Origin of the sequence: Sulfolobus tengchongensis (assembly GCF_036967215.1) — an archaeon.
GTDB classification, from domain to species: Archaea; Thermoproteota; Thermoprotei_A; order Sulfolobales; family Sulfolobaceae; genus Saccharolobus; species Saccharolobus tengchongensis_A.
On the sequence record NZ_CP146016.1, the window covers coordinates 973,172 to 990,915 of the forward strand.

The window sequence follows — 17,744 nt, forward strand, 5'->3', positions numbered from 1 at the left end:
TTTTAAGTTTATGTCAATGTTACCTTTAATAGTGTTGGCCACGGCTACAAATACTACCACTAAAGCAATATCTACTACAATACCACCTTTAGTACAAACTATTGAAATATTTAGCTACATTTCAATAGGTCTAGGGGCTTTAGGGGTTGCAATAGGGGTTATAATATGGTTAACATCAAGGCGAGCTAAATGATAGACGTAGCAATAATTGGAGGAGGACATAATGGTCTAGTTACAGCAGCGTATTTAGCTAAAGCGGGTTTGAAGGTGGCAGTATTTGAAAGAAGAAGCATAGTAGGTGGAGCATCTGTCACCGAAGAACTGTGGCCTGGTATTAAAGTTTCAACTGGAGCCTATGTACTGAGCCTATTAAGACCTAAGATCATAGAGGAATTACGCCTAAGAGATTTCGGTTTAAAAGTTTATTTGAAAGATCCAGGGTTATTCGTACCGTTTGAAAATGGTAAGAGGTTATATATTTGGTCAAGCTTAGAAAAGACTAAGAAGGAGATAGAAAAGTTTTCAGTAAATGATGCAAAAAATTATGAAAAGTGGGTCAAATTCTGGGATACTTTCGCAGATTTAGCTGATTTCTTCATGTTAAATCCACCGCCCACTATTGAGGAAGCTAAAAATCTACTAGAAATATTTAAGGGAAATATAAATGAAGAGCTTGCACTAACCTTTTTAAGAACTTTCGTACAAGATGCTAGATCGTTACTTGATGAATATTTTGAAACCGATGAAGTTAAATCTGCTTTAGCTGAAGATTCTGTAGTTGGAACTTTTGCGTCCCCATCAACTCCAGGGACTGCTTATGTGCTAGCCCATCACGTTATAGGAGAGGTAAACGGTGTAAAGGGAGCTTGGGGCTACGTCGAAGGAGGTATGGGTGGCGTCACTCAAGCGCTTAGGAGATCAGCTGAACACTTTGGAGCAGAAATATATACAGATGCTGAAGTTGACGAAATCTTAGTAAAGAATAATAGAGTTGAGGGTATAAAATTAAAAAACGGAAAAATAATCAATGCGAAAATAGTTGTGTCAAATGCAGATCCTAAAACTACATTTTTAAAACTTTTAAGAAACGCAGAATTGGAAGATGAGTTCATAAAGAAAATAAGAGCCCTTAAGAATACTGGGGTTTCATTTAAAATAGTGGGTTACCTTGAAGAGTTGCCAGACTTTGGTAACGGTAAGAGTTTATCGCCAGAACATGTGGCTTCTGAATTGATAATACCTAGTATGGAATACTTGGAAAAAGCTTATGATGATGCAAGAATATCTGGTTACTCAAAGGAACCTTGGCTTTCAATTAACATTCAGTCTTCTGTAGATCCTACAGTAGCTCCGCCTGGTAAATTTTCCTTTTCAATATTTGGCCAATATCTAGTTTACAATAAAAATAATAATGATGAAATTAAAGAAAGAATTAGTGAAATTACTCTCGAAAAAATAAGGGAATTTGCACCAAACTTTAAACCTATTAAATACGAAGTTCTAACCCCTCTTGATATTGAGAGGAGATTTGGCATTAGTGGTGGAAATATTTTTCATATAGATATGACTCCAGACCAACTATATTTCTTTAGACCAGTTATAGGTTACAGCAATTACACAACTCCATTAAAGGGCTTATACTTATGCGGATCTGGTACACATCCTGGTGGCGGTGTCACCGGCGCTCCTGGCTATAATGCATCCGTCAGAATTCTAGAAGATATAAGAAAAGGTTTATACAAGTAGATGCTAATTGTAAGCTTTTCTAGATAAAAACTTTTGAAATAAGCTTATATTCATAAAGGTAGATATTACTCTTGATTTAAGTTGAGTGAGCCCATACTTAATTTAGCAATCATATTTATTAGTTTAGCAGTACTAGTAATCATACTCATGAAGATTTTCGGAAAATCAACTGCCAAATTCGCCTATTCCGATAAAGCTGTGCAATTACAAAATAAATCACAAAAGAAAAAGGTTGAGGTAGAGGATAAGAAAATCAACTGGAACGACATTGGTGGGTATGAAGATGTGAAAAGAGAAATTAGAGAATACATTGAGTTACCTTTAAAGAACAAAGATGTTGCAATGAGATACGGCCTAAAACCACCTAAGGGAATTCTACTATTTGGCCCTCCGGGTTGTGGAAAAACGATGATGATGAGAGCCTTAGCTAACGAATCCAAATTAAATTTCCTTTACGTGAACATCAGTGACATCATGAGCAAATGGTATGGAGAGAGCGAAGCTAGATTAAGAGAACTATTTAATAACGCGAGAAAAAACGCTCCATGTATTTTGTTTTTCGATGAAATAGATACCATAGGCGTTAAAAGAGAATCCCATACTGGGGATTCAGTAACACCTAGGCTTTTATCATTGATGCTATCGGAAATTGATGGCCTACATAGCGATGATGGTGTAATAATTGTAGGATCTACTAATGTACCACAAATGCTTGATAAGGCTTTACTCAGAGCAGGTAGATTTGATAAACTTATTTATATTGGCCCACCAGATAAAGAAGCTAGAAAGCAAATCTTGCAGATACATTGTAAAGGGAAGCCGTTAGCTAACGATGTTGATTTTGAAAAACTGGCTGAGATGACGGAAAGATATAGTGGAGCTGATTTAGCCAATTTATGCCAAGAAGCAGCTAGGAGAGTAGCAGCTGAGGCAATTGAAAAAGGTACAGATAGAAAAATAACAATGGCAGATTTTATTGATCTAATTAAAAAATACAAACCTAGTATAACATTACAAATGATTGAGGATTACGAGAAGTTTAGATTAGATTTTGAGAGGAGAGTACGTAAAGGTGAGGAAGAGAATGAGACGGAAGAGAAATTAACATTAGATGATATAGGAGGTTATAATGAAATAAAAGTGGAATTGAAGGAGCTTCTTGAACTCCAACTTTACCATTATAAGTTGTTGGAGCAGTTAAAAGTACCTCCCATAAGGGGAATATTACTTTATGGACCGCCTGGAGTTGGTAAAACAATGATGGCTAAGGCTCTAGCTAAAACTCTTAAAGTTAAGCTAATTGCACTTAGTGGAGCAGAAATAATGTATAAGGGTTATGAAGGAGCAATAGCTGCCATTAAGGAAGTATTTAATAGAGCCAGGGAAAATAAACCGGCAATAATCCTTTTGGATGAGCTTGATGCAATTGCATCGAAAAGAAATTATAAGAGTTCCACAGACTCTTCAAAAATTGTTAACCAGTTATTGACTGAAATGGATGGAATTAGGAGCCTAAAAGAAGTAGTAGTGATAGGAACAACTAATAGACTAAAGGCCATAGACCCAGCTTTATTAAGACCAGGTAGATTTGATAAGATTATTCACATGCCATTACCGAATAAGGAGGAAAGGCTAGATATTCTGAGAAAATATATAGGTAAGGAAGAATGTGAAAGAGTGGACTGTGAAAGTTTGGCAGAACAAACAGAGAATTACTCTGGAGCAGATTTAGCTGCATTGGCAAGAGAGGCAAAAATGAAAGTGCTAAAGAGCATATTAAGAGGAGAGTCTGATAGAGTACTAACTAAGGATGATTTAATTGAAGCTCTTAAGAAAATACATCCTTCTGTTAAGAAAAGATTGAGTAAATCTTCTTCATCAAATTCGAATCACGAGACAAGATAATTTCGTTTATTCTATAAATATCGTCTATTCCAGTAAATATTTCTTTACCGTTTAAATTAGTAGGAACTAAATTTAGTCTCTTACAGAAGTTTGATGATGCGGCGATATCGACATTTCTCAACTTCCCCCTAATATCGAAATACATATAAGCCTTCCCAGTACATACTAAAATCATATCTAGAGAAGCACTACCGAAGCTCCTAATCTTATATCCTTGAATATTAGGAAGTATTCTTAGTACTTTATCTATCTCCTTATCTTCAAAATATGTGATTATTACTTTGCTAGACAACTCCTTTGAAACTTCTTCAGATTGTAGAGGAATCCCATTTAGGTATGCTCTTTTATCATCATAAGCATATATTTTATCCAGTAAAATATGTGAAACGAAACCCCCTATTGAATCTAAAATTCCTTTTGCATTTTTATCATAAACTGCTACAGATACCGAATACCATGGTACACCCATTACAAAATTATTACTACCATCTAATGGATCTATCAATGCTGTATACTCATAATTTTCAGTATTTACAACACCGGATTCCTCTGATACAAATCTAAATTTATAACCAGTACTATTTAATAATTCAAAAATGTAATCTTCAGATTTCTTATCAATTAGTCTAGTAGTATCACCAGAATGAAATCCCACTACTTTATCTATGTCCTTTTCGTCTTTAATTTCATTTATAAACTTAGATATCTCAATTGCAATCTTATCTAGGTTAAAGTTCATTTCTTACCCTTCTTTTCTGTTAAATATCTATAAGCTGAGGTTGCAGCTACAGACCCTTGAGCAACTGAAGTTATAATTTGTCTAAATCCTAACCACATAGATGTACAATCTCCAGCAGCAAACACACCAGGGATATTAGTCCGCATCCACTCATCTACTTTTATATAACCATTAGCATCAGTCTCTATTCCATTCGCTTTAGCGAAATCTGTTGGGGGATCAAATCCTATCTCTATAAACACTCCGTTAACGTCTAATTCCTTAATCTCACCAGTTTTCAAATTCTCAACAACTACTTTCTTAACTATTTTCTCTCCTTTAATTTCTTTTACAACTGAATTGAGAATAAACTCAACGTTTGGCTTTCTCTTAACGGTTTCAACGTATATAGGCTGTGCTTTAAAGCTATCTCTCCTATGTATTAAATAAACTTTAGTGGCATAGCTAGATAATATTTCAGCTCCCTCTAAAGCTGAATCTCCCCCTCCAACTACTGCAACAACTCTATTCTTAAATAATGGCGCATCACATACTGAACAATAAGATATGCCTCTTCCCGCAAATTCTTGCTCTCCTGGTACATTTAACTTCCTTCTCTTTACACCTATACCTAGAATTACACTATCTGCTCTAAATTCGCCTTTTCTCTTAGTCTTCACTACAAATTCGTCTCCCCTATTTTCTATTTTTTCTACAACATCGAGCAATACGGGTACGTTATACTTCTCTATATGCTTATTAAACACTTTTATCATATCACTAGCCTGGATTTCTATCAAACCTAGATAATCGTCAACTATACCAGCTTCGGTTAACTGACCTCCAGGTGTTTCCCCAATAACTAAAGTCTTCAACATATACCTAGCAGTATATAAAGCAGCTCCATAGGCTGCAGGCCCTAAGCCAACAATTATAACATCGAACTTTTCTCCCGGCTTTACATTTGCAGCCTTCGGTAGAAGACTCATACTTGTATTATACTGCACAATTAATTTTAAGAGTTTTGCTCTAAGAGACTTATAAACGTGAAATTAAATAGCTTTCAAAACTAGTATAAATCTGTGAAAGTATTAATAGTAACTGGAACATTAGCAGCACCAGTCTTATCTGAGGTTATCAAAAATATTAAGGATGTTGAAATAAAATTGAAAGTGCTTAATTACCCCGTAGCTTCTTTAATGAGCACTAAGTTTATTGCAGAAAATTTGAAACAGTCTAACCTTAGAAATATTGATTACATTCTCCTTCCCGGATTAGTTTATGGCGATGCTAAAGTAATAGAGGAAGTTACTGGGATAAAGACATATAAAGGAACCGAAGAAGCCTGGGATTTGCCAAAAGTAATTGAAGCCTTAAAGAAGGGTACGCAACTCTCTACTACAGAACCAGCTGATAAAATAATAAATCAGATTGAAAATACTGAAGATAAACTAAAGGCTATCGAGAAAGAAGCTAAGATAGCATTTGAATTAAATGGGATAAGAATTCCTATCAGACCACCGCCTTTTAGAGTGTTTTTAGAAGTTGATAGTAAACAAAACGTTGAGGAGATAGAGAGAGTAAAGAGAAACATTGATGTAGTAGTTTTGGGATTTCCAGTAGGACATTTTGATCTAGATGAGGTTAGGCATAAAGTTAAGGAACTTGTAGATAAGGGATATGTAGTTGGAATTGATGCAGAATCTCCACGAGAATTAAAGGAAGGCGTAAAAACTGGAGCCTCAATAGTTTTTAATTTAAATGAATTTAATATAGAAGAACTTGAGGAGATCAAGAAAGAGTCTGCATTTGTTGTTGCACCATTTAGTGTTGAAAATAAAGGGGAAATAACAGTAAAGTTGATTAATAAGGCGAAAGATAAAGGATATGATAGACTAATTGCGGATCCAATATTATCGCCACCTTTAAAAGGTCTTGTTAACAGCATAATTGATTATAAATACGTTAGAGAAAAATTGCCAGAAACACCAATCTTAATGGGAATACTGAATGTAAGTGAACTAATTGACGCAGATAGCATAGGTGTTAACGCAGTTTTAACTGCAATAGCAGGGGAGCTGGGAATTGCCAATTTATTAATTATGGAAAAGGGCAAAACTAGAGGTAGTAGCTGGGAATTATCTCAGGCCACAAAGATGATAAGTATAGCGTTGAAAGAAAACAGATTACCTAAAGATTTGGGTATAGACTTGCTAATACTCAAAGATAAGAGAAGATATAGGGAAAACGTAAAAGCAGATATAGTAGTCAATGGAAATATCGAGCCTATAATGGATGAGAGTGGTTTCGCTAAGATCTTTGTATCTAATGATGGATTTGGTGTAGAATGGATAGGAAAAGACAAAATCGTAATTAAGGGTAAAGATGGGTTAAGTATTGGAAGGACGTTAATTAGGAGAGTCAGAAATATTAGTAGTGAGCATGCTTTGTACATAGGCTATGAGCTAGCTAAAGCAGAAATAGCTTACCAACTTGATAAAAATTATATCCAAGATAAACCACTGTTCAAAAAGATAAGGAATGAGAATTTCGATACCGAGCATAATGGAAAAGAAAGCTGACAACTTCACATTTACATTTTGTGTTATCCCACCAATTATAACGCTTAAGAACGCTGATGAGAGAGCAAGAGATTTCATTCTGAATCTAACGAAGTCTTACAGGCTAGACGAAGCGTGCAAAAATAGAGATAAAAAATTTTGCTATCCAGCAGTTTTTGGTGGGATATTTGTGTTTATCGATGATACTATAATTAAAAGATACGAGATTAATGGATACTTATGTAAAGGCAATGAGCAAGATGTAAAAACAATTAATGAACTATTTAAGCACCTCGAAGAGGGTAAAGAATGGTGTTTTAAATTTGCAGATAATGAAGTGCTGTGTTATAAAAAAATTAAAGATTCTCAAGAATGCAAATGGATAGATAACATAGGGCTTCGCTTCATTATGGATACTCTATAACTGCGTACGAATCTTTCCCTTCATATATCTTTAGAAATATTCTATATTTCTTATTCAATTTTAAATATATTTCCTTGGCTATCTCAATGCCTATATATTCTGCAGTCGGAAAAGGCGCGTCGATCACCTTATAATCTATCCTAAATGGTCCCTCAAATCTCGATTTATCTAGATCCATTTTAGGTATTATCAATTTATGATCCCAATCTTGAACTACTTCCTTAACTATTTTCTTAAGTAGATTGAAATCAATTACAAATCCAGATTTCTCGTTGACCTCACCTTCAACCTCAACGGTAACTACATAAGTGTGACCATGAATCTGACTGTCTTGATAAGACGAGAGTGTATAGTGAGCAGAATCTATTGTTATGCCCTCAATTCCTACTTTAACCTTCATTTAACGACCTCCTTATATTTTTTTCAAAATGTTCCCATGTGGACTCACTTAAATATCTAATCTCATCACATAATGATTTGATATTTGAATCGCTTTTTATAATCTTTTCAATAAGATTATGCACGTTCATGAGAGTTATAAAATCACCATATGCTATCTCCCTGTCCCCAAAATATATTCTATCTCCTAATATCATACTTCCGCCTTCCTCAATCATCTTATAGACTGAATAAACTAAATTATCTATATTAATGTTTGACTTATATTGGGCAAACTTCTCTTCTAGTTCATACTTTAATGTGTATATTTTATCTTCAATTAAATTAAGAAGACTATCCAAAATTTCTAATTGAGCTCTGAAACTTTCTATGGATAAAAGTTCTCTATACTTACTCATGATTACACAAGTGGTATTGCAAGGTACTGATATATTTAAAATGGGCAATGTTATACTAATCCTTTCCTTTAGGTAATTTTCAGCAACCTCCTTCATAATTTTTTATATTAAGTAACTAACTATTAAACATGAAGTTACTCTTAAGCGTGATTGAGGATATCTCGTCTCTAGCTATTGAATGGTATGGCGACTACGTTAAGAAGATCATAGTTGGCGGAAAATCATTTGAGAAAGCAGATGAGACCGAAGATACCATATATTTACTTGTACTAGACCGTGTATCTAAAATTTCAATTTATGCTAGAGGTGAAATATTCTCGTTTTTCTATAATAATGCTATTAAAAGGAAGGAGAGTATAAAGCTATTTATTTCAAAATATGGGACTTTACCTAAGATTTATGGAATAATACTATCTCCTAAGGAATTAGATTATGAAATTCCTATAATCGAATATCTGACTAGTAATGGGAAAGTACTACTTGATAGAGGTGAACAAAATGGATAAGAGTTTAGTGGCTGCAGAATATCTACTGAGAGCTAGAAGAACTCTAAAAGAAGCTAAAATCGCGTTTGAAGACGGCGATCTTTATTACACAGTAATTAGGGTCTTAGATACCATAGAAAACTTATCTAAGGTATTATTAACTTTAAAGGACGTGTTTATTGTGGAATCTTATTGGAACGCTACCATGCTTCTTGAAGATAACAATAACAAGATTGAACAGAAGCTAAGAGAGATCGAGCTAAAACTAATGCCAGCATTAATAATAAATGAATCTTCCTTAAAGACACCTACAGTCATAATAAGGAATAAAGAGGCCGAAATACTATTAGGTGAAGTTGAGAAAATATTTGAGGAGGTTGAGAAAATTTATGACGAGTATCATGATTGATTTAGACTCATACACGTGTTCTAGTGATCCAACTGAAGCAGTGGATTATTTACTACTTAATAAAAACGTTATATTCAAAATTAATGCTAAAAATCCCTATTTTGAAGAGATCAAGACAAGATATAGGATTAATATAACGAGACAAGAAGGTGATACGATTTATTTTACGATACATTCAGATGGCTAAACTTCTATAATATGATAAGGAGTTGGCTGGGATTTAATGAGAGAGACGACTATATCTCAGCCTCAATACTAAATTATATGGTAAGGGATTATGACGAGTCCGAATTAAGGGACTTAATCAAGGGGAGAGAGGTTGCAATAATCGGAGCGGGTCCAAATTTAATTAATATAAATAAAATTGAGGAAGAAATCATTATAGCGTCAGATGGAGCAACGAACTACTTAGTGAACATAGGAATAATTCCCGATGTTATAGTTACTGATTTGGATGGGATTCAAGTATTTCCTAGACAAGCAATATATGTGGTGTTAGCACATGGAGATAACATAGAGTTACTAATTAAAGTAAAAGAGTTGGATAAAGTGATACCAACTGTGCAAGTATTGCCTTTCGGTCGTTTAAAATTATATGGTGGATTTACAGATGGAGATAGGGCAGTGGTATTAGCTAAGTATATGGGAGCAAGGAAAATAAAACTATATGCTATGGATTTTGATTCAGGATTAGTAGGAAGGTTTTCTAAACCATATTATCAAAAAGACGTACCTGCATCGATGATCAAAAGGAAAAAGTTAGAAATAGCCAGAATGATAATTGAACAAGTTTTAAATTGTAATGAATAGTAAGTTTTAAATATTGTCGTATCAAACTTAACTTGGTGCGTAAGAGGTATGAGTATTCTCTACGCCTAGAAAGATCAGAATATTTGATACTACTTTAAGAGATGGTGAACAAGCACCCGGTATAGATCTCACTGTAGAGCAGAAAATTATGATTGCAAACAAATTAGCAGATTTGGGAGTAGATGTAATTGAAGCAGGATTTCCAGCTTCCTCTGAAGGAGAATTTGTAGCTACAAAAAGGATCTTTGAGGAAGTTGGGGATAAGGTAGAAGTAATAGGTTTATCCAGATCCAATAAGAATGATATAGATAAGACAATAAGTACTGGAATTTCCAGTATACATTTGTTTATAGCCACTTCTGAATTGCACATGAAGTATAAGCTAAAGATGACTAAAGAAGAGGTGCTAAATAGAATTTATGAGAGTGTGAGATATGCAAAAGATCACGGCATGATAGTGGAGTTTAGCCCAGAAGATGCAACAAGAACCGAGGAAGATTTCTTATTTACAGCAATAAGAACTGCAATAGAAGCTGGTGCTGATAGAATTAACATACCAGATACAGTGGGAGTGATGCACCCATTTAAGTATTATGACTTGATAAAGAAAATAGTTAATTTTGTAGGTGAGAAAATAATTGTGAGTACCCATTGTCATAACGACTTCGGATTAGCCACAGCAAACTCACTTGCAGGTGTTTATGCTGGTGCTAGGCAAGTCCACGTTACTGTAAATGGAATAGGTGAAAGAGCAGGTAATGCGTCATTGGAGGAAGTAGTAATGGGTATAAAGAAACTGCTAAACTATGAGGTTAACGTGAAAACATGGAAACTATATGAAGTTAGTAGATTTGTAGCTGAGATGACCGGTGTACCTGTACCTTATTTCAAGGCAATAGTAGGCGATAACGCATTTGGTCATGAATCTGGAATACATGTACACGGTGTAATAGAAAATCCGTTCACATATGAGCCAATTTCACCAGAGGAAGTGGGTAATTTCAGAAGATTAGCGTTAGGAAAACATAGTGGTATACATGGTTTAAAGAAATTATTAGAGGAACAAGGAATATACTTATCTGATGATAAATTAAAGATTGTGCTAAGCGAGATCAAAAAATTAGCCGAGAGTGGTCATAGAGTTACTGTAGATGATGCTAAAAACATTGCACTTAAATTGTTAAACTCGTAGACTGGTTTCATGACATTAAAGTTTTTTGGACATTCTTGTGTTCTAATAGATGATACAATATTAATAGACCCCCATGATGGGGGCAGTATAGGTTTACCAAAACCAGATATCAAAAAAGCTGACTTAATACTGATAACACATGATCATTATGACCATAATGCATATCAACTCTTTGAGCATACTGACGTTAAAATTAATTTTTATGGTACCTTTAATTACGGGAACTACATTATAAAAGGAATAAAAAGTTATCATGATAAGTACAATGGGAAACTTAGAGGGGAAAATAGCATTTACATAATACAGAGGGGAAATAGGAAAATTGTACATTTAGGCGATCTAGGCCATCTCCCAGATGATAATATTTACAACGAGATTCGTGGTGCTGATATACTATTAATACCTATAGGCGGAGTAATAACTATAAACTACAAAGAAGCATTAGAAATAATTAATAGAGTATCTCCCGAGATTGTAATTCCAATTCATTACTGGATAAAAGGGCATTATATGCCACTAGATCCACCTGATGAATTTCTAGCTAATATAAAATATGATATAAAAAGGATAGACATTAAAAATAATAAAATAGAAGAAGTAACAGAAAATACATCTAAAGTAGTCTATATCCTATCATATTAAAGTTTTATCTTTTCCACTCTTGCGACGGGTACTTTTTCTTTAGACAGTTCATCTCTTACCATTTTCTCTATAGCTTTTCTTATGGCTTCTGATCTATTTAACCCATACTTTATGGCATATCTATCTAATAACTCTAACAAATCCTCTTCTACCTTAAATGTTACAACTCTCATCTTTAATCAAATATAAACTTGTCATTGGTTGGGTTTAAGTATTCTCTGGAGCGGTATTCCCGTATTCTTCTATAAAGAGGAGTATTCAATAGATAATGAAGATTAATATACTCCTATTACAATACTAATATTTAGAGGAGTATACAGAAATGCCTACTATACACTTATCATTACCAGAATGGATGTATGATGAGCTTAAACAGAAAGCTGATGAATTAGGCATTCAAATGACTGATTTAGTAAAACTGTTTATAAAGAAGGGGCTTGAAGGGGATTTTGAGAAAGAAGAAAACAGTGAAGAGAAAGAAGAAAACAGTAAGTATGATGAGAGTATAGCCTTTTTAGAGGCTAAAGTTGCACAAATTGACTCACTATTAATTGAGGTTCTAAAGAAGTTACAAATGCTAGAAGAGGAGAAGGATGAAGAAGAGGAAGTAGAAGTCGTTGATAGCAATCAAAGTTAAAAATTTAATCTGTGATTAGACTAATTTTATAGGCCTGCGCGAATTAAGGTTAGACCCCCGAGTACCGGGGGAAAATGAACGCAGGTGGGTCCCCCCGGATTTTATAATTATAAAGTGATGTCGCAGGGACGGACTGAAAAATAATGTGGAAGGCGTGGAGAGGCTGATTTAATGTGTATCTCCTACATAACAAAAATACACGTGAGGACATATGGATTTATTCATTAAGAAGATAATTTCAAACCAAAATTAAGCTAGGAAAGATTATAAAGAAAAAATTTACATTACTATTAATGTTACAGTTCTTATTATGTTAGGATTTCTTCTAATTTCATATATTATTTTCTTTAAATCATCGGAGGATTTTGCTTCTACCTCGACCACTACGTCATATTCGCCATAAACTGGATCTGCCCTTACTACTCCAGATACTTTTTTAGCCATATCAGCTACTTCCATTTCCTTTCCAACTGTAGTAGAGACGAGAATGTAGGCTCTTACGACTTCTGCCATAAAATATTAATTACGACTGAATATTTAAAGGTTTACTTTAGTAGTAATCTTTCCGAATTAAATAGTCGTGAAGATATTAGTAATATTGCAACGGATATCGCTAATGTACCTAAAACAATTGCTAAGGTAATTAATGAGGAACCAGAGACAAAGTAAAGTAGCGATAAACTTAGCTGTTCATACGGGATTATCATAATTAAGTTTAACGGAAATTGTAGATTTGCGACATTTATAAATAAGGCCGAGAAGGAGGCAATAAGACCAAATGTAAGTACTAGAAAGTTAATTATTTGCAAATTTCGCATTGATCCTCCTAAGGCCAATAGTAAAAGAACATTTAATGCAGCTGTTAACAAAACCGCTAAGAGATAGACTAATACTACAAGTAGTATAAAGGATACACTGAGAGAGATTGGTAAAGCAAAAGTGAATGACATTAAGGAAGAAAATAATATTATCCCTAAAATATCTCCTAGTGATGAAAGAATACCCAGTATTATAGCTATAATTACCTTTGAGATAATGAAGGAGTTAATTGATATTGGTGAGGCTAATAGGGATTCTAAAGTCCTTCTCTCCTTCTCACCTACGATTCCTTCAGTAACGTAAAAGATTACTGGGGTTGCGCTAGGGAAGAGAACTAGTGTAATAATCCTCGCTACTTCACTTAAGTTAGCCTGAGATTCAGATGCTTTTTGCCCAGTAATTGTGACTACGATGTTTTTAACTAATAAGGGGTTTAGAACATCATTCGGATTAACGTTATGTAGATTCGAGGTAATTATCAAGTATTCTGTTCTATTATAAACCAAGTTATATGATAAATATCCTAACGCATTATTGACTAGAGTTGACGCTTGTTGATTTGACGAAAGTAAAAATCTAACATAAACGTAAGCTTGCCTAGAAATATTAGATACATTTTGGCTAAAATCCTTTGGAAAAATTATGACAGCATCAGGGATAGTTCCATTAGTATTATTGTAAAATACTATTCCACCATTTCGTTCGATATAGTTAGATAGAAGCTGAACGTAGTGTAGATTTGATTGATTATAGCTAACGATCTCTATTACTGGAGGAGAGACTGCTACAGATGCGTAAAGTATGATACCTATTAAAGGTAATAAGATAAAAGGTAAAACTATGGCACCAAGTATTAACCTCCTGTCTCGTCTAAGATCCAATAATTCCTTTTTCATCATAGTGCTTAACACTGTCAATCACCAAATACCAACTTTAGGAAGGCCTCTTCTAGATTTTTAGAAGAAGTACTCTTTATGATCTCCTCTGGTTTTCCATACGAGACAGCTTTTCCATCATTAATCAATATTATCCTATCGCACAAATATTCGACCTCTAACATATTATGTGATGAGAGGATGATTGTCATATTATACTTTCTTGCCATATCTAAAATTATATTCCTTATCCTAACTGCGGATTCCACATCTAGAGCTGAAGTAGGTTCATCAAGTACCGTGAGCTTGGGCATTACCATTAAAGTTCTAGCTATTATAAGTCTTCTCTTCATACCTCTACTATATTCAGCTGTTTTATCGTAAATTCTTTTACCTAAACCTGAAATTTCAACACCTAGTTTCACGTATTTATCTTTTAATTCCTTGTCTCCCTTAGCGTACAATTCTGCGTAAAACTCTAAATTTTCATATCCAGTAAGTTTCTCGTATGGAAAAGCGTCCTCTGGCATATATGATATGTACCCCCGCTGTTTAGCTTCAGCCGGTGCCAATCCAAAGATTTTTACGTCTCCATAATAACTTCTGATTATACCAGATATTATTCTAAGTGTAGTTGTCTTACCTGCACCGTTAGGGCCAACTATTCCAAAAACTTCACCATTGCTAACATTAAACGACAATCCCTTAAGTATCTCCTTATTTCCAATTTTCTTTCGTAAATCAGTAACACTCACTGCAAGTTGGTTTTCTGTCATACTCATACTATTTTCACTAAGCCACTTATTATACGCTTTCAATATATTATATAAAATGATAGGGACGGTCAAGGATAGAACTTTAGAGGCGATACTGAAATATGGGGATAAAGCAAGATATATTCTTAAAGCGGCAATTAATATCGCAGAGGAAAATGAAAATAGAGAGCTAGGGGATTTTAGCTATAAGCAGTTGGTGGAAAAGTTGGAAGAGCTAGGGATTAACTATGACCCTAGAATGATATTAAGGGCATTAGAAAAGGATTATGGAATAATAGAGACTACATATAAATCCGCTAATCAACATTGGTGGAAGTTCATTGATCTTGAACAAACAAAACTCGCATTTAACAATAATGATAATGATGAAGAACCTGAGATCTCTCTCATAGTAATTCAATACAATAGTTTAAATGTAAAGGATATTGAACAAAAATTATTGTTCCTTCTAAGAAAACCTAGGCTGCTAGATCTTGATAAGAAAAATTTTATGAGGTTTTCCTTCGAAACTTTACCTCTGTTAGTAAAACTTTATTATAAGGCTTCCCAGTACGAAGAAACTTATGAGATTGCAGAGAGATTGAAAAAAATTATTAATCTAGCAAGGAGAATTAGCATGAGAATAAGCAATGAAAAAGTTGACAATAAGAGACCTCATAAAGAAGAAATTAGCGAAGGAAAAGATTACGATGTTAACAGCATACGATTACCCAATGGCGAGGATAATTTCTAATACTCCACTAGACGTTATCTTAGTTGGAGATTCGCTAGGTATGGTAGTTTTAGGTTATACCAATACTCTTAACGTAACTATGAGGGATATGATATCACATACAAAGGCTGTTGCCAGAGCAAACCCACCTCAATTAATAGTTGCAGATATGCCATTTCTCAGTTACGAAATTGACACAAAAATAGCAGTGAGAAATGCTGGTCTTCTAGTTAAGGCTGGTGGAGATGCCGTAAAAATAGAGGGTGGTGAGGAAATAAAAGAAACTATAAAAGCAATAGTTAAGGCTGGAATACCAGTAATGGGCCATATTGGCTTAACGCCTCAAAGATTTCTTAGATTAGGAGGATTCAGAACAATTGGAAAAACCAAACAAGAGGAGGAACAGCTCATGAAAGATGCTATGGAATTGGAGGACTCTGGAGCTTTCTCAATAGTTATAGAGAACACTTACGCAGATATAGCAAAGAAAATTACAGAGAAAATTAATATACCAACGATATGTATAGGATCTGGACCATACTGTGATGGCCAGGTGTTGGTAATAAATGATTTACTAGGACTTTCAGATTTCTCACCATATTTTGCTAAATCTTATGTTAATTTGAAAGAGATTATCTCTAATGCAATAAACCAATATGTAAATGACGTTAAGAATGGAAAGTTCCCAGAAAAACAACATTATAAAGAAAGAGAAAGTTGATTCAGTCTTTCACTTATATACCTTAATGCCTCGGCTATAATCTTTCTATTATCATAATTGGAAACTATTTGAATTAAATCCTGTCTACTTTTAGATTTTAACTCTCTAACCTTCAGTACTAATTTAGGAATTGCTCTAGTTATGTTATCAATAATGGTTACAGTCGCTGTTCTCGAAGTTCTTGATAGAGGATTGAGATCAATAGCTATGACCTTCTTGCCCATCTTAACTAATGCCTCAGTCCTATCTCCATCTTCTAAACCTAATAATACTACATCTGCAATATAAATACCTCGTGGACTAACCCTTCTCCTCTCACTGAAAAGTTCTGGTATAGTTGCTGAGGCGTCTTCACCTACTCCTAAAACCTCTTTAGCGTTAGCCTTATAGAGTACTTCAGCTATTGCTCTTTCTCTTTTTACCTCTCTATAGAATAGATTGACTTCCAACTTTGCATTAGCTTCCTCAGCGAGTTTTACAAGATCTTCTGGCACTAATGCTGCCATATTTCCATTAACGGAAATTACTGGACTTTTAGCTAGGAGTAACATGGCAGCAGCTACTTCAATTGCCTTCTCTGCAAAACTTTGAGTTTTCTCCCCTATTAAATAATCAAAACATTCCCCTCTTCCATGAGCTATTAACCCTTGGGGAACTAGAATACTCTTTTCCATTGCCTCCACTAATTTCTCTCTAATTAGTAGTGATTCTCTCCTAGGATGATTTTCTGGTATTAGATCACGAACGCTCCACGGCTTGCTATCTTGTGTTTTATCCATACTCCATAATCCGGTTCAAAAATTTTAACAATTATGCCTTTCTTCCTGTAAGAATAAGGATAGTCAGAGGTAAATCCTAGGCTCTCAGTAAACTTTCTAGCAACTTCTATAAACTTTACTGGCGAGGGGGCTTTTAGAAAATCATCTATTAGTGAAAGAGCTAACTCTGATTTTTTTATTATACTTTTAGTCGGAAGCTGACTTATGAGTTGGGAAAAGATTGGATAGTTTGACCAATCCATACTAATAATTTCAACATCACCATATCCTAAACCTCCAGGTTTCTTTCTATATATTAAACCTCCACCATAATACTGAGCTATAACGTCACCTAATCCATTGCCAGCTATTATATCACTTATATGAGCCACGTTTACTGCGTCTTTCTCGCTAATTGATTTTAACTCTCTAACTCCTAAAGCATAAGCTAAGCTTATGGCACCGCTTAAACCATACCCGTATCCTAATGGAACTTGTGAATATACAATTAATTTATATTCTCCTAATTTTTGCCTTAGTATCTCATAATTAGGAATATTTACTTCCACATCGTTAAATATTATTCCACTACCGCTCCTAATTTCCGCCGTTATATAAGGTTCTAGAGTTAGGGCAAGCCCTATAGAGCCGGACTCAAGTAAATTCGCTTCATTTACCACCGGAAACCATATACCGGATATAGAAAGAGGTACTTTAATCTCCACACCTAAAACTATAAAATGTTAATTAATAATTT

24 protein-coding genes are annotated in these 17,744 nt (G+C 34.4%); 14 read left to right on the plus strand and 10 right to left on the minus strand.

Features of this window, described 5'->3' with window-relative positions; translation table 11 throughout:
* Window positions 1-16 precede the first annotated feature (16 nt).
* The 3 genes from V6M85_RS04435 to V6M85_RS04445 all read left to right on the plus strand — a co-directional run bounded on the left by V6M85_RS04435 (window position 17) and on the right by V6M85_RS04445 (window position 3,651).
* Complete coding sequence (locus tag V6M85_RS04435; protein ID WP_338603500.1) at window positions 17-193, plus strand: hypothetical protein; 177 nt, start codon at window positions 17-19, stop codon at window positions 191-193.
* Window positions 190-1,746 carry an NAD(P)/FAD-dependent oxidoreductase gene (locus tag V6M85_RS04440; RefSeq protein ID WP_338603502.1) on the plus strand — a complete coding sequence of 519 codons (1,557 nt, stop codon included), beginning with the start codon at window positions 190-192 and terminating at the stop codon, window positions 1,744-1,746. The genes V6M85_RS04435 and V6M85_RS04440 overlap by 4 nt, the downstream gene beginning before the upstream one ends.
* Window positions 1,747-1,827: 81 nt before the next feature.
* A complete protein-coding gene (locus V6M85_RS04445) occupies window positions 1,828-3,651 on the plus strand; it encodes an AAA family ATPase (protein ID WP_338603505.1) in 1,824 nt (607 codons plus the stop codon).
* On the opposite strand, the gene V6M85_RS04450 is transcribed toward V6M85_RS04445, so the two are convergent.
* Both V6M85_RS04450 and trxB read right to left on the minus strand, forming a co-directional pair.
* The gene (locus tag V6M85_RS04450; protein WP_338603509.1) at window positions 3,596-4,390 is read right to left on the minus strand and encodes an inositol monophosphatase family protein; all 795 of its coding nucleotides are present in this window, start codon (window positions 4,388-4,390) and stop codon (window positions 3,596-3,598) included. The two genes, V6M85_RS04445 and V6M85_RS04450, sit on opposite strands and share 56 nt — an antisense overlap.
* Window positions 4,387-5,358, minus strand: a complete 972-nt coding sequence (gene trxB / locus V6M85_RS04455) for a thioredoxin-disulfide reductase (protein ID WP_338603511.1) — start codon at window positions 5,356-5,358, stop codon at window positions 4,387-4,389. The genes V6M85_RS04450 and trxB overlap by 4 nt, the downstream gene beginning before the upstream one ends.
* Window positions 5,359-5,451: 93 nt before the next feature.
* Here trxB and V6M85_RS04460 point away from each other — a divergent pair, with 93 nt between their 5' ends.
* Window positions 5,452-6,951 (plus strand): dihydropteroate synthase-like protein, encoded by a 1,500-nt coding sequence (locus V6M85_RS04460; RefSeq protein ID WP_338603513.1) that lies wholly within the window; start codon window positions 5,452-5,454, stop codon window positions 6,949-6,951.
* The gene (locus tag V6M85_RS04465; protein WP_338603515.1) at window positions 6,911-7,354 is read left to right on the plus strand and encodes a hypothetical protein; all 444 of its coding nucleotides are present in this window, start codon (window positions 6,911-6,913) and stop codon (window positions 7,352-7,354) included. Before V6M85_RS04460 ends, V6M85_RS04465 begins: the two co-directional genes overlap by 41 nt.
* Here V6M85_RS04465 and V6M85_RS04470 read toward each other — a convergent pair.
* Window positions 7,338-7,754: a 6-pyruvoyl trahydropterin synthase family protein gene (locus V6M85_RS04470; protein ID WP_338603517.1), complete on the minus strand. Its 417-nt coding sequence runs from the start codon at window positions 7,752-7,754 to the stop codon at window positions 7,338-7,340. The genes V6M85_RS04465 and V6M85_RS04470 overlap by 17 nt on opposite strands.
* On the minus strand, window positions 7,744-8,247 hold the full coding sequence (locus tag V6M85_RS04475) for a hypothetical protein (protein WP_338603520.1): 504 nt from the start codon (window positions 8,245-8,247) through the stop codon (window positions 7,744-7,746). The genes V6M85_RS04470 and V6M85_RS04475 overlap by 11 nt, the downstream gene beginning before the upstream one ends.
* 32 nt (window positions 8,248-8,279) lie before the next feature.
* Between V6M85_RS04475 and V6M85_RS04480 the strand changes: the two genes are divergently transcribed.
* The 6 genes from V6M85_RS04480 to V6M85_RS04505 all read left to right on the plus strand — a co-directional run bounded on the left by V6M85_RS04480 (window position 8,280) and on the right by V6M85_RS04505 (window position 11,689).
* Window positions 8,280-8,657: a hypothetical protein gene (locus V6M85_RS04480; RefSeq protein ID WP_338603523.1), complete on the plus strand. Its 378-nt coding sequence runs from the start codon at window positions 8,280-8,282 to the stop codon at window positions 8,655-8,657.
* Complete coding sequence (locus V6M85_RS04485) at window positions 8,650-9,045, plus strand: hypothetical protein (RefSeq protein ID WP_338603526.1); 396 nt, start codon at window positions 8,650-8,652, stop codon at window positions 9,043-9,045. The genes V6M85_RS04480 and V6M85_RS04485 overlap by 8 nt, the downstream gene beginning before the upstream one ends.
* Window positions 9,026-9,232 (plus strand): hypothetical protein, encoded by a 207-nt coding sequence (locus V6M85_RS04490; RefSeq protein WP_338603529.1) that lies wholly within the window; start codon window positions 9,026-9,028, stop codon window positions 9,230-9,232. Before V6M85_RS04485 ends, V6M85_RS04490 begins: the two co-directional genes overlap by 20 nt.
* An 11-nt stretch (window positions 9,233-9,243) precedes the next feature.
* Entirely contained in the window at window positions 9,244-9,855 is a 612-nt protein-coding gene (locus V6M85_RS04495) for a 6-hydroxymethylpterin diphosphokinase MptE-like protein (protein WP_338603532.1), read from the plus strand.
* A 73-nt stretch (window positions 9,856-9,928) separates the two neighbouring features.
* Window positions 9,929-11,047, plus strand: a complete 1,119-nt coding sequence (locus V6M85_RS04500) for an isopropylmalate synthase (protein ID WP_338604596.1) — start codon at window positions 9,929-9,931, stop codon at window positions 11,045-11,047.
* A 9-nt stretch (window positions 11,048-11,056) separates the two neighbouring features.
* On the plus strand, window positions 11,057-11,689 hold the full coding sequence (locus V6M85_RS04505) for an MBL fold metallo-hydrolase (protein ID WP_338603535.1): 633 nt from the start codon (window positions 11,057-11,059) through the stop codon (window positions 11,687-11,689).
* Here the strand turns inward: V6M85_RS04505 and V6M85_RS04510 are convergent.
* Entirely contained in the window at window positions 11,686-11,862 is a 177-nt protein-coding gene (locus V6M85_RS04510; protein WP_338603538.1) for a ribbon-helix-helix protein, CopG family, read from the minus strand. The genes V6M85_RS04505 and V6M85_RS04510 overlap by 4 nt on opposite strands.
* Before the next feature lie 149 nt (window positions 11,863-12,011).
* On the opposite strand from V6M85_RS04510, the gene V6M85_RS04515 reads away from it, so the two are divergent.
* Window positions 12,012-12,326 carry a hypothetical protein gene (locus tag V6M85_RS04515; protein WP_338603541.1) on the plus strand — a complete coding sequence of 105 codons (315 nt, stop codon included), beginning with the start codon at window positions 12,012-12,014 and terminating at the stop codon, window positions 12,324-12,326.
* Between the two features lie 279 nt (window positions 12,327-12,605).
* Here the strand turns inward: V6M85_RS04515 and V6M85_RS04520 are convergent, their stop codons facing one another.
* From V6M85_RS04520 to V6M85_RS04530, 3 genes are read right to left on the minus strand one after another with little or no spacing between them, the layout of a single operon-like run.
* The gene (locus tag V6M85_RS04520) at window positions 12,606-12,839 is read right to left on the minus strand and encodes an Lrp/AsnC ligand binding domain-containing protein (RefSeq protein WP_338603544.1); all 234 of its coding nucleotides are present in this window, start codon (window positions 12,837-12,839) and stop codon (window positions 12,606-12,608) included.
* A gap of 32 nt (window positions 12,840-12,871) precedes the next feature.
* On the minus strand, window positions 12,872-14,056 hold the full coding sequence (locus V6M85_RS04525) for an ABC transporter permease (RefSeq protein ID WP_338603547.1): 1,185 nt from the start codon (window positions 14,054-14,056) through the stop codon (window positions 12,872-12,874).
* A 2-nt stretch (window positions 14,057-14,058) separates the two neighbouring features.
* Window positions 14,059-14,796 (minus strand): ABC transporter ATP-binding protein, encoded by a 738-nt coding sequence (locus V6M85_RS04530; protein WP_338604599.1) that lies wholly within the window; start codon window positions 14,794-14,796, stop codon window positions 14,059-14,061.
* A 55-nt stretch (window positions 14,797-14,851) separates the two neighbouring features.
* Between V6M85_RS04530 and V6M85_RS04535 the strand changes: the two genes are divergently transcribed.
* Together V6M85_RS04535 and panB are read left to right on the plus strand one after the other, a co-directional pair.
* On the plus strand, window positions 14,852-15,529 hold the full coding sequence (locus V6M85_RS04535) for a hypothetical protein (RefSeq protein ID WP_338603550.1): 678 nt from the start codon (window positions 14,852-14,854) through the stop codon (window positions 15,527-15,529).
* The gene (gene panB / locus V6M85_RS04540) at window positions 15,426-16,229 is read left to right on the plus strand and encodes a 3-methyl-2-oxobutanoate hydroxymethyltransferase (protein WP_338603553.1); all 804 of its coding nucleotides are present in this window, start codon (window positions 15,426-15,428) and stop codon (window positions 16,227-16,229) included. The genes V6M85_RS04535 and panB overlap by 104 nt, the downstream gene beginning before the upstream one ends.
* Here the strand turns inward: panB and V6M85_RS04545 are convergent.
* Complete coding sequence (locus V6M85_RS04545) at window positions 16,208-17,008, minus strand: 4-phosphopantoate--beta-alanine ligase (protein WP_338603556.1); 801 nt, start codon at window positions 17,006-17,008, stop codon at window positions 16,208-16,210. The two genes, panB and V6M85_RS04545, sit on opposite strands and share 22 nt — an antisense overlap.
* On the minus strand, window positions 16,963-17,712 hold the full coding sequence (locus tag V6M85_RS04550; protein WP_338603559.1) for a pantoate kinase: 750 nt from the start codon (window positions 17,710-17,712) through the stop codon (window positions 16,963-16,965). The genes V6M85_RS04545 and V6M85_RS04550 overlap by 46 nt, the downstream gene beginning before the upstream one ends.
* Window positions 17,713-17,744: the final 32 nt, after the last annotated feature.

Bases quoted from the DNA above. Each gene is read 5' to 3' on its own strand.
- V6M85_RS04545 (WP_338603556.1), bottom strand. From the start codon at position 17,008: ATGGATAAAACACAAGATAGCAAGCCGTGGAGCGTTCGTGATCTAATA.
- V6M85_RS04470 (WP_338603517.1), bottom strand. From the start codon at position 7,754: ATGAAGGTTAAAGTAGGAATTGAGGGCATAACAATAGATTCTGCTCAC.
- V6M85_RS04495 (WP_338603532.1), top strand. From the start codon at position 9,244: ATGATAAGGAGTTGGCTGGGATTTAATGAGAGAGACGACTATATCTCA.
- V6M85_RS04480 (WP_338603523.1), top strand. From the start codon at position 8,280: ATGAAGTTACTCTTAAGCGTGATTGAGGATATCTCGTCTCTAGCTATT.
- V6M85_RS04490 (WP_338603529.1), top strand. From the start codon at position 9,026: ATGACGAGTATCATGATTGATTTAGACTCATACACGTGTTCTAGTGAT.
- V6M85_RS04465 (WP_338603515.1), top strand. From the start codon at position 6,911: ATGAGAATTTCGATACCGAGCATAATGGAAAAGAAAGCTGACAACTTC.
- V6M85_RS04510 (WP_338603538.1), bottom strand. From the start codon at position 11,862: ATGAGAGTTGTAACATTTAAGGTAGAAGAGGATTTGTTAGAGTTATTA.
- V6M85_RS04485 (WP_338603526.1), top strand. From the start codon at position 8,650: ATGGATAAGAGTTTAGTGGCTGCAGAATATCTACTGAGAGCTAGAAGA.
- V6M85_RS04505 (WP_338603535.1), top strand. From the start codon at position 11,057: ATGACATTAAAGTTTTTTGGACATTCTTGTGTTCTAATAGATGATACA.
- V6M85_RS04450 (WP_338603509.1), bottom strand. From the start codon at position 4,390: ATGAACTTTAACCTAGATAAGATTGCAATTGAGATATCTAAGTTTATA.
- trxB (WP_338603511.1), bottom strand. From the start codon at position 5,358: ATGAGTCTTCTACCGAAGGCTGCAAATGTAAAGCCGGGAGAAAAGTTC.
- V6M85_RS04435 (WP_338603500.1), top strand. From the start codon at position 17: ATGTTACCTTTAATAGTGTTGGCCACGGCTACAAATACTACCACTAAA.
- panB (WP_338603553.1), top strand. From the start codon at position 15,426: ATGAAAAAGTTGACAATAAGAGACCTCATAAAGAAGAAATTAGCGAAG.
- V6M85_RS04515 (WP_338603541.1), top strand. From the start codon at position 12,012: ATGCCTACTATACACTTATCATTACCAGAATGGATGTATGATGAGCTT.
- V6M85_RS04535 (WP_338603550.1), top strand. From the start codon at position 14,852: ATGATAGGGACGGTCAAGGATAGAACTTTAGAGGCGATACTGAAATAT.
- V6M85_RS04520 (WP_338603544.1), bottom strand. From the start codon at position 12,839: ATGGCAGAAGTCGTAAGAGCCTACATTCTCGTCTCTACTACAGTTGGA.
- V6M85_RS04440 (WP_338603502.1), top strand. From the start codon at position 190: ATGATAGACGTAGCAATAATTGGAGGAGGACATAATGGTCTAGTTACA.
- V6M85_RS04530 (WP_338604599.1), bottom strand. From the start codon at position 14,796: ATGACAGAAAACCAACTTGCAGTGAGTGTTACTGATTTACGAAAGAAA.
- V6M85_RS04475 (WP_338603520.1), bottom strand. From the start codon at position 8,247: ATGAAGGAGGTTGCTGAAAATTACCTAAAGGAAAGGATTAGTATAACA.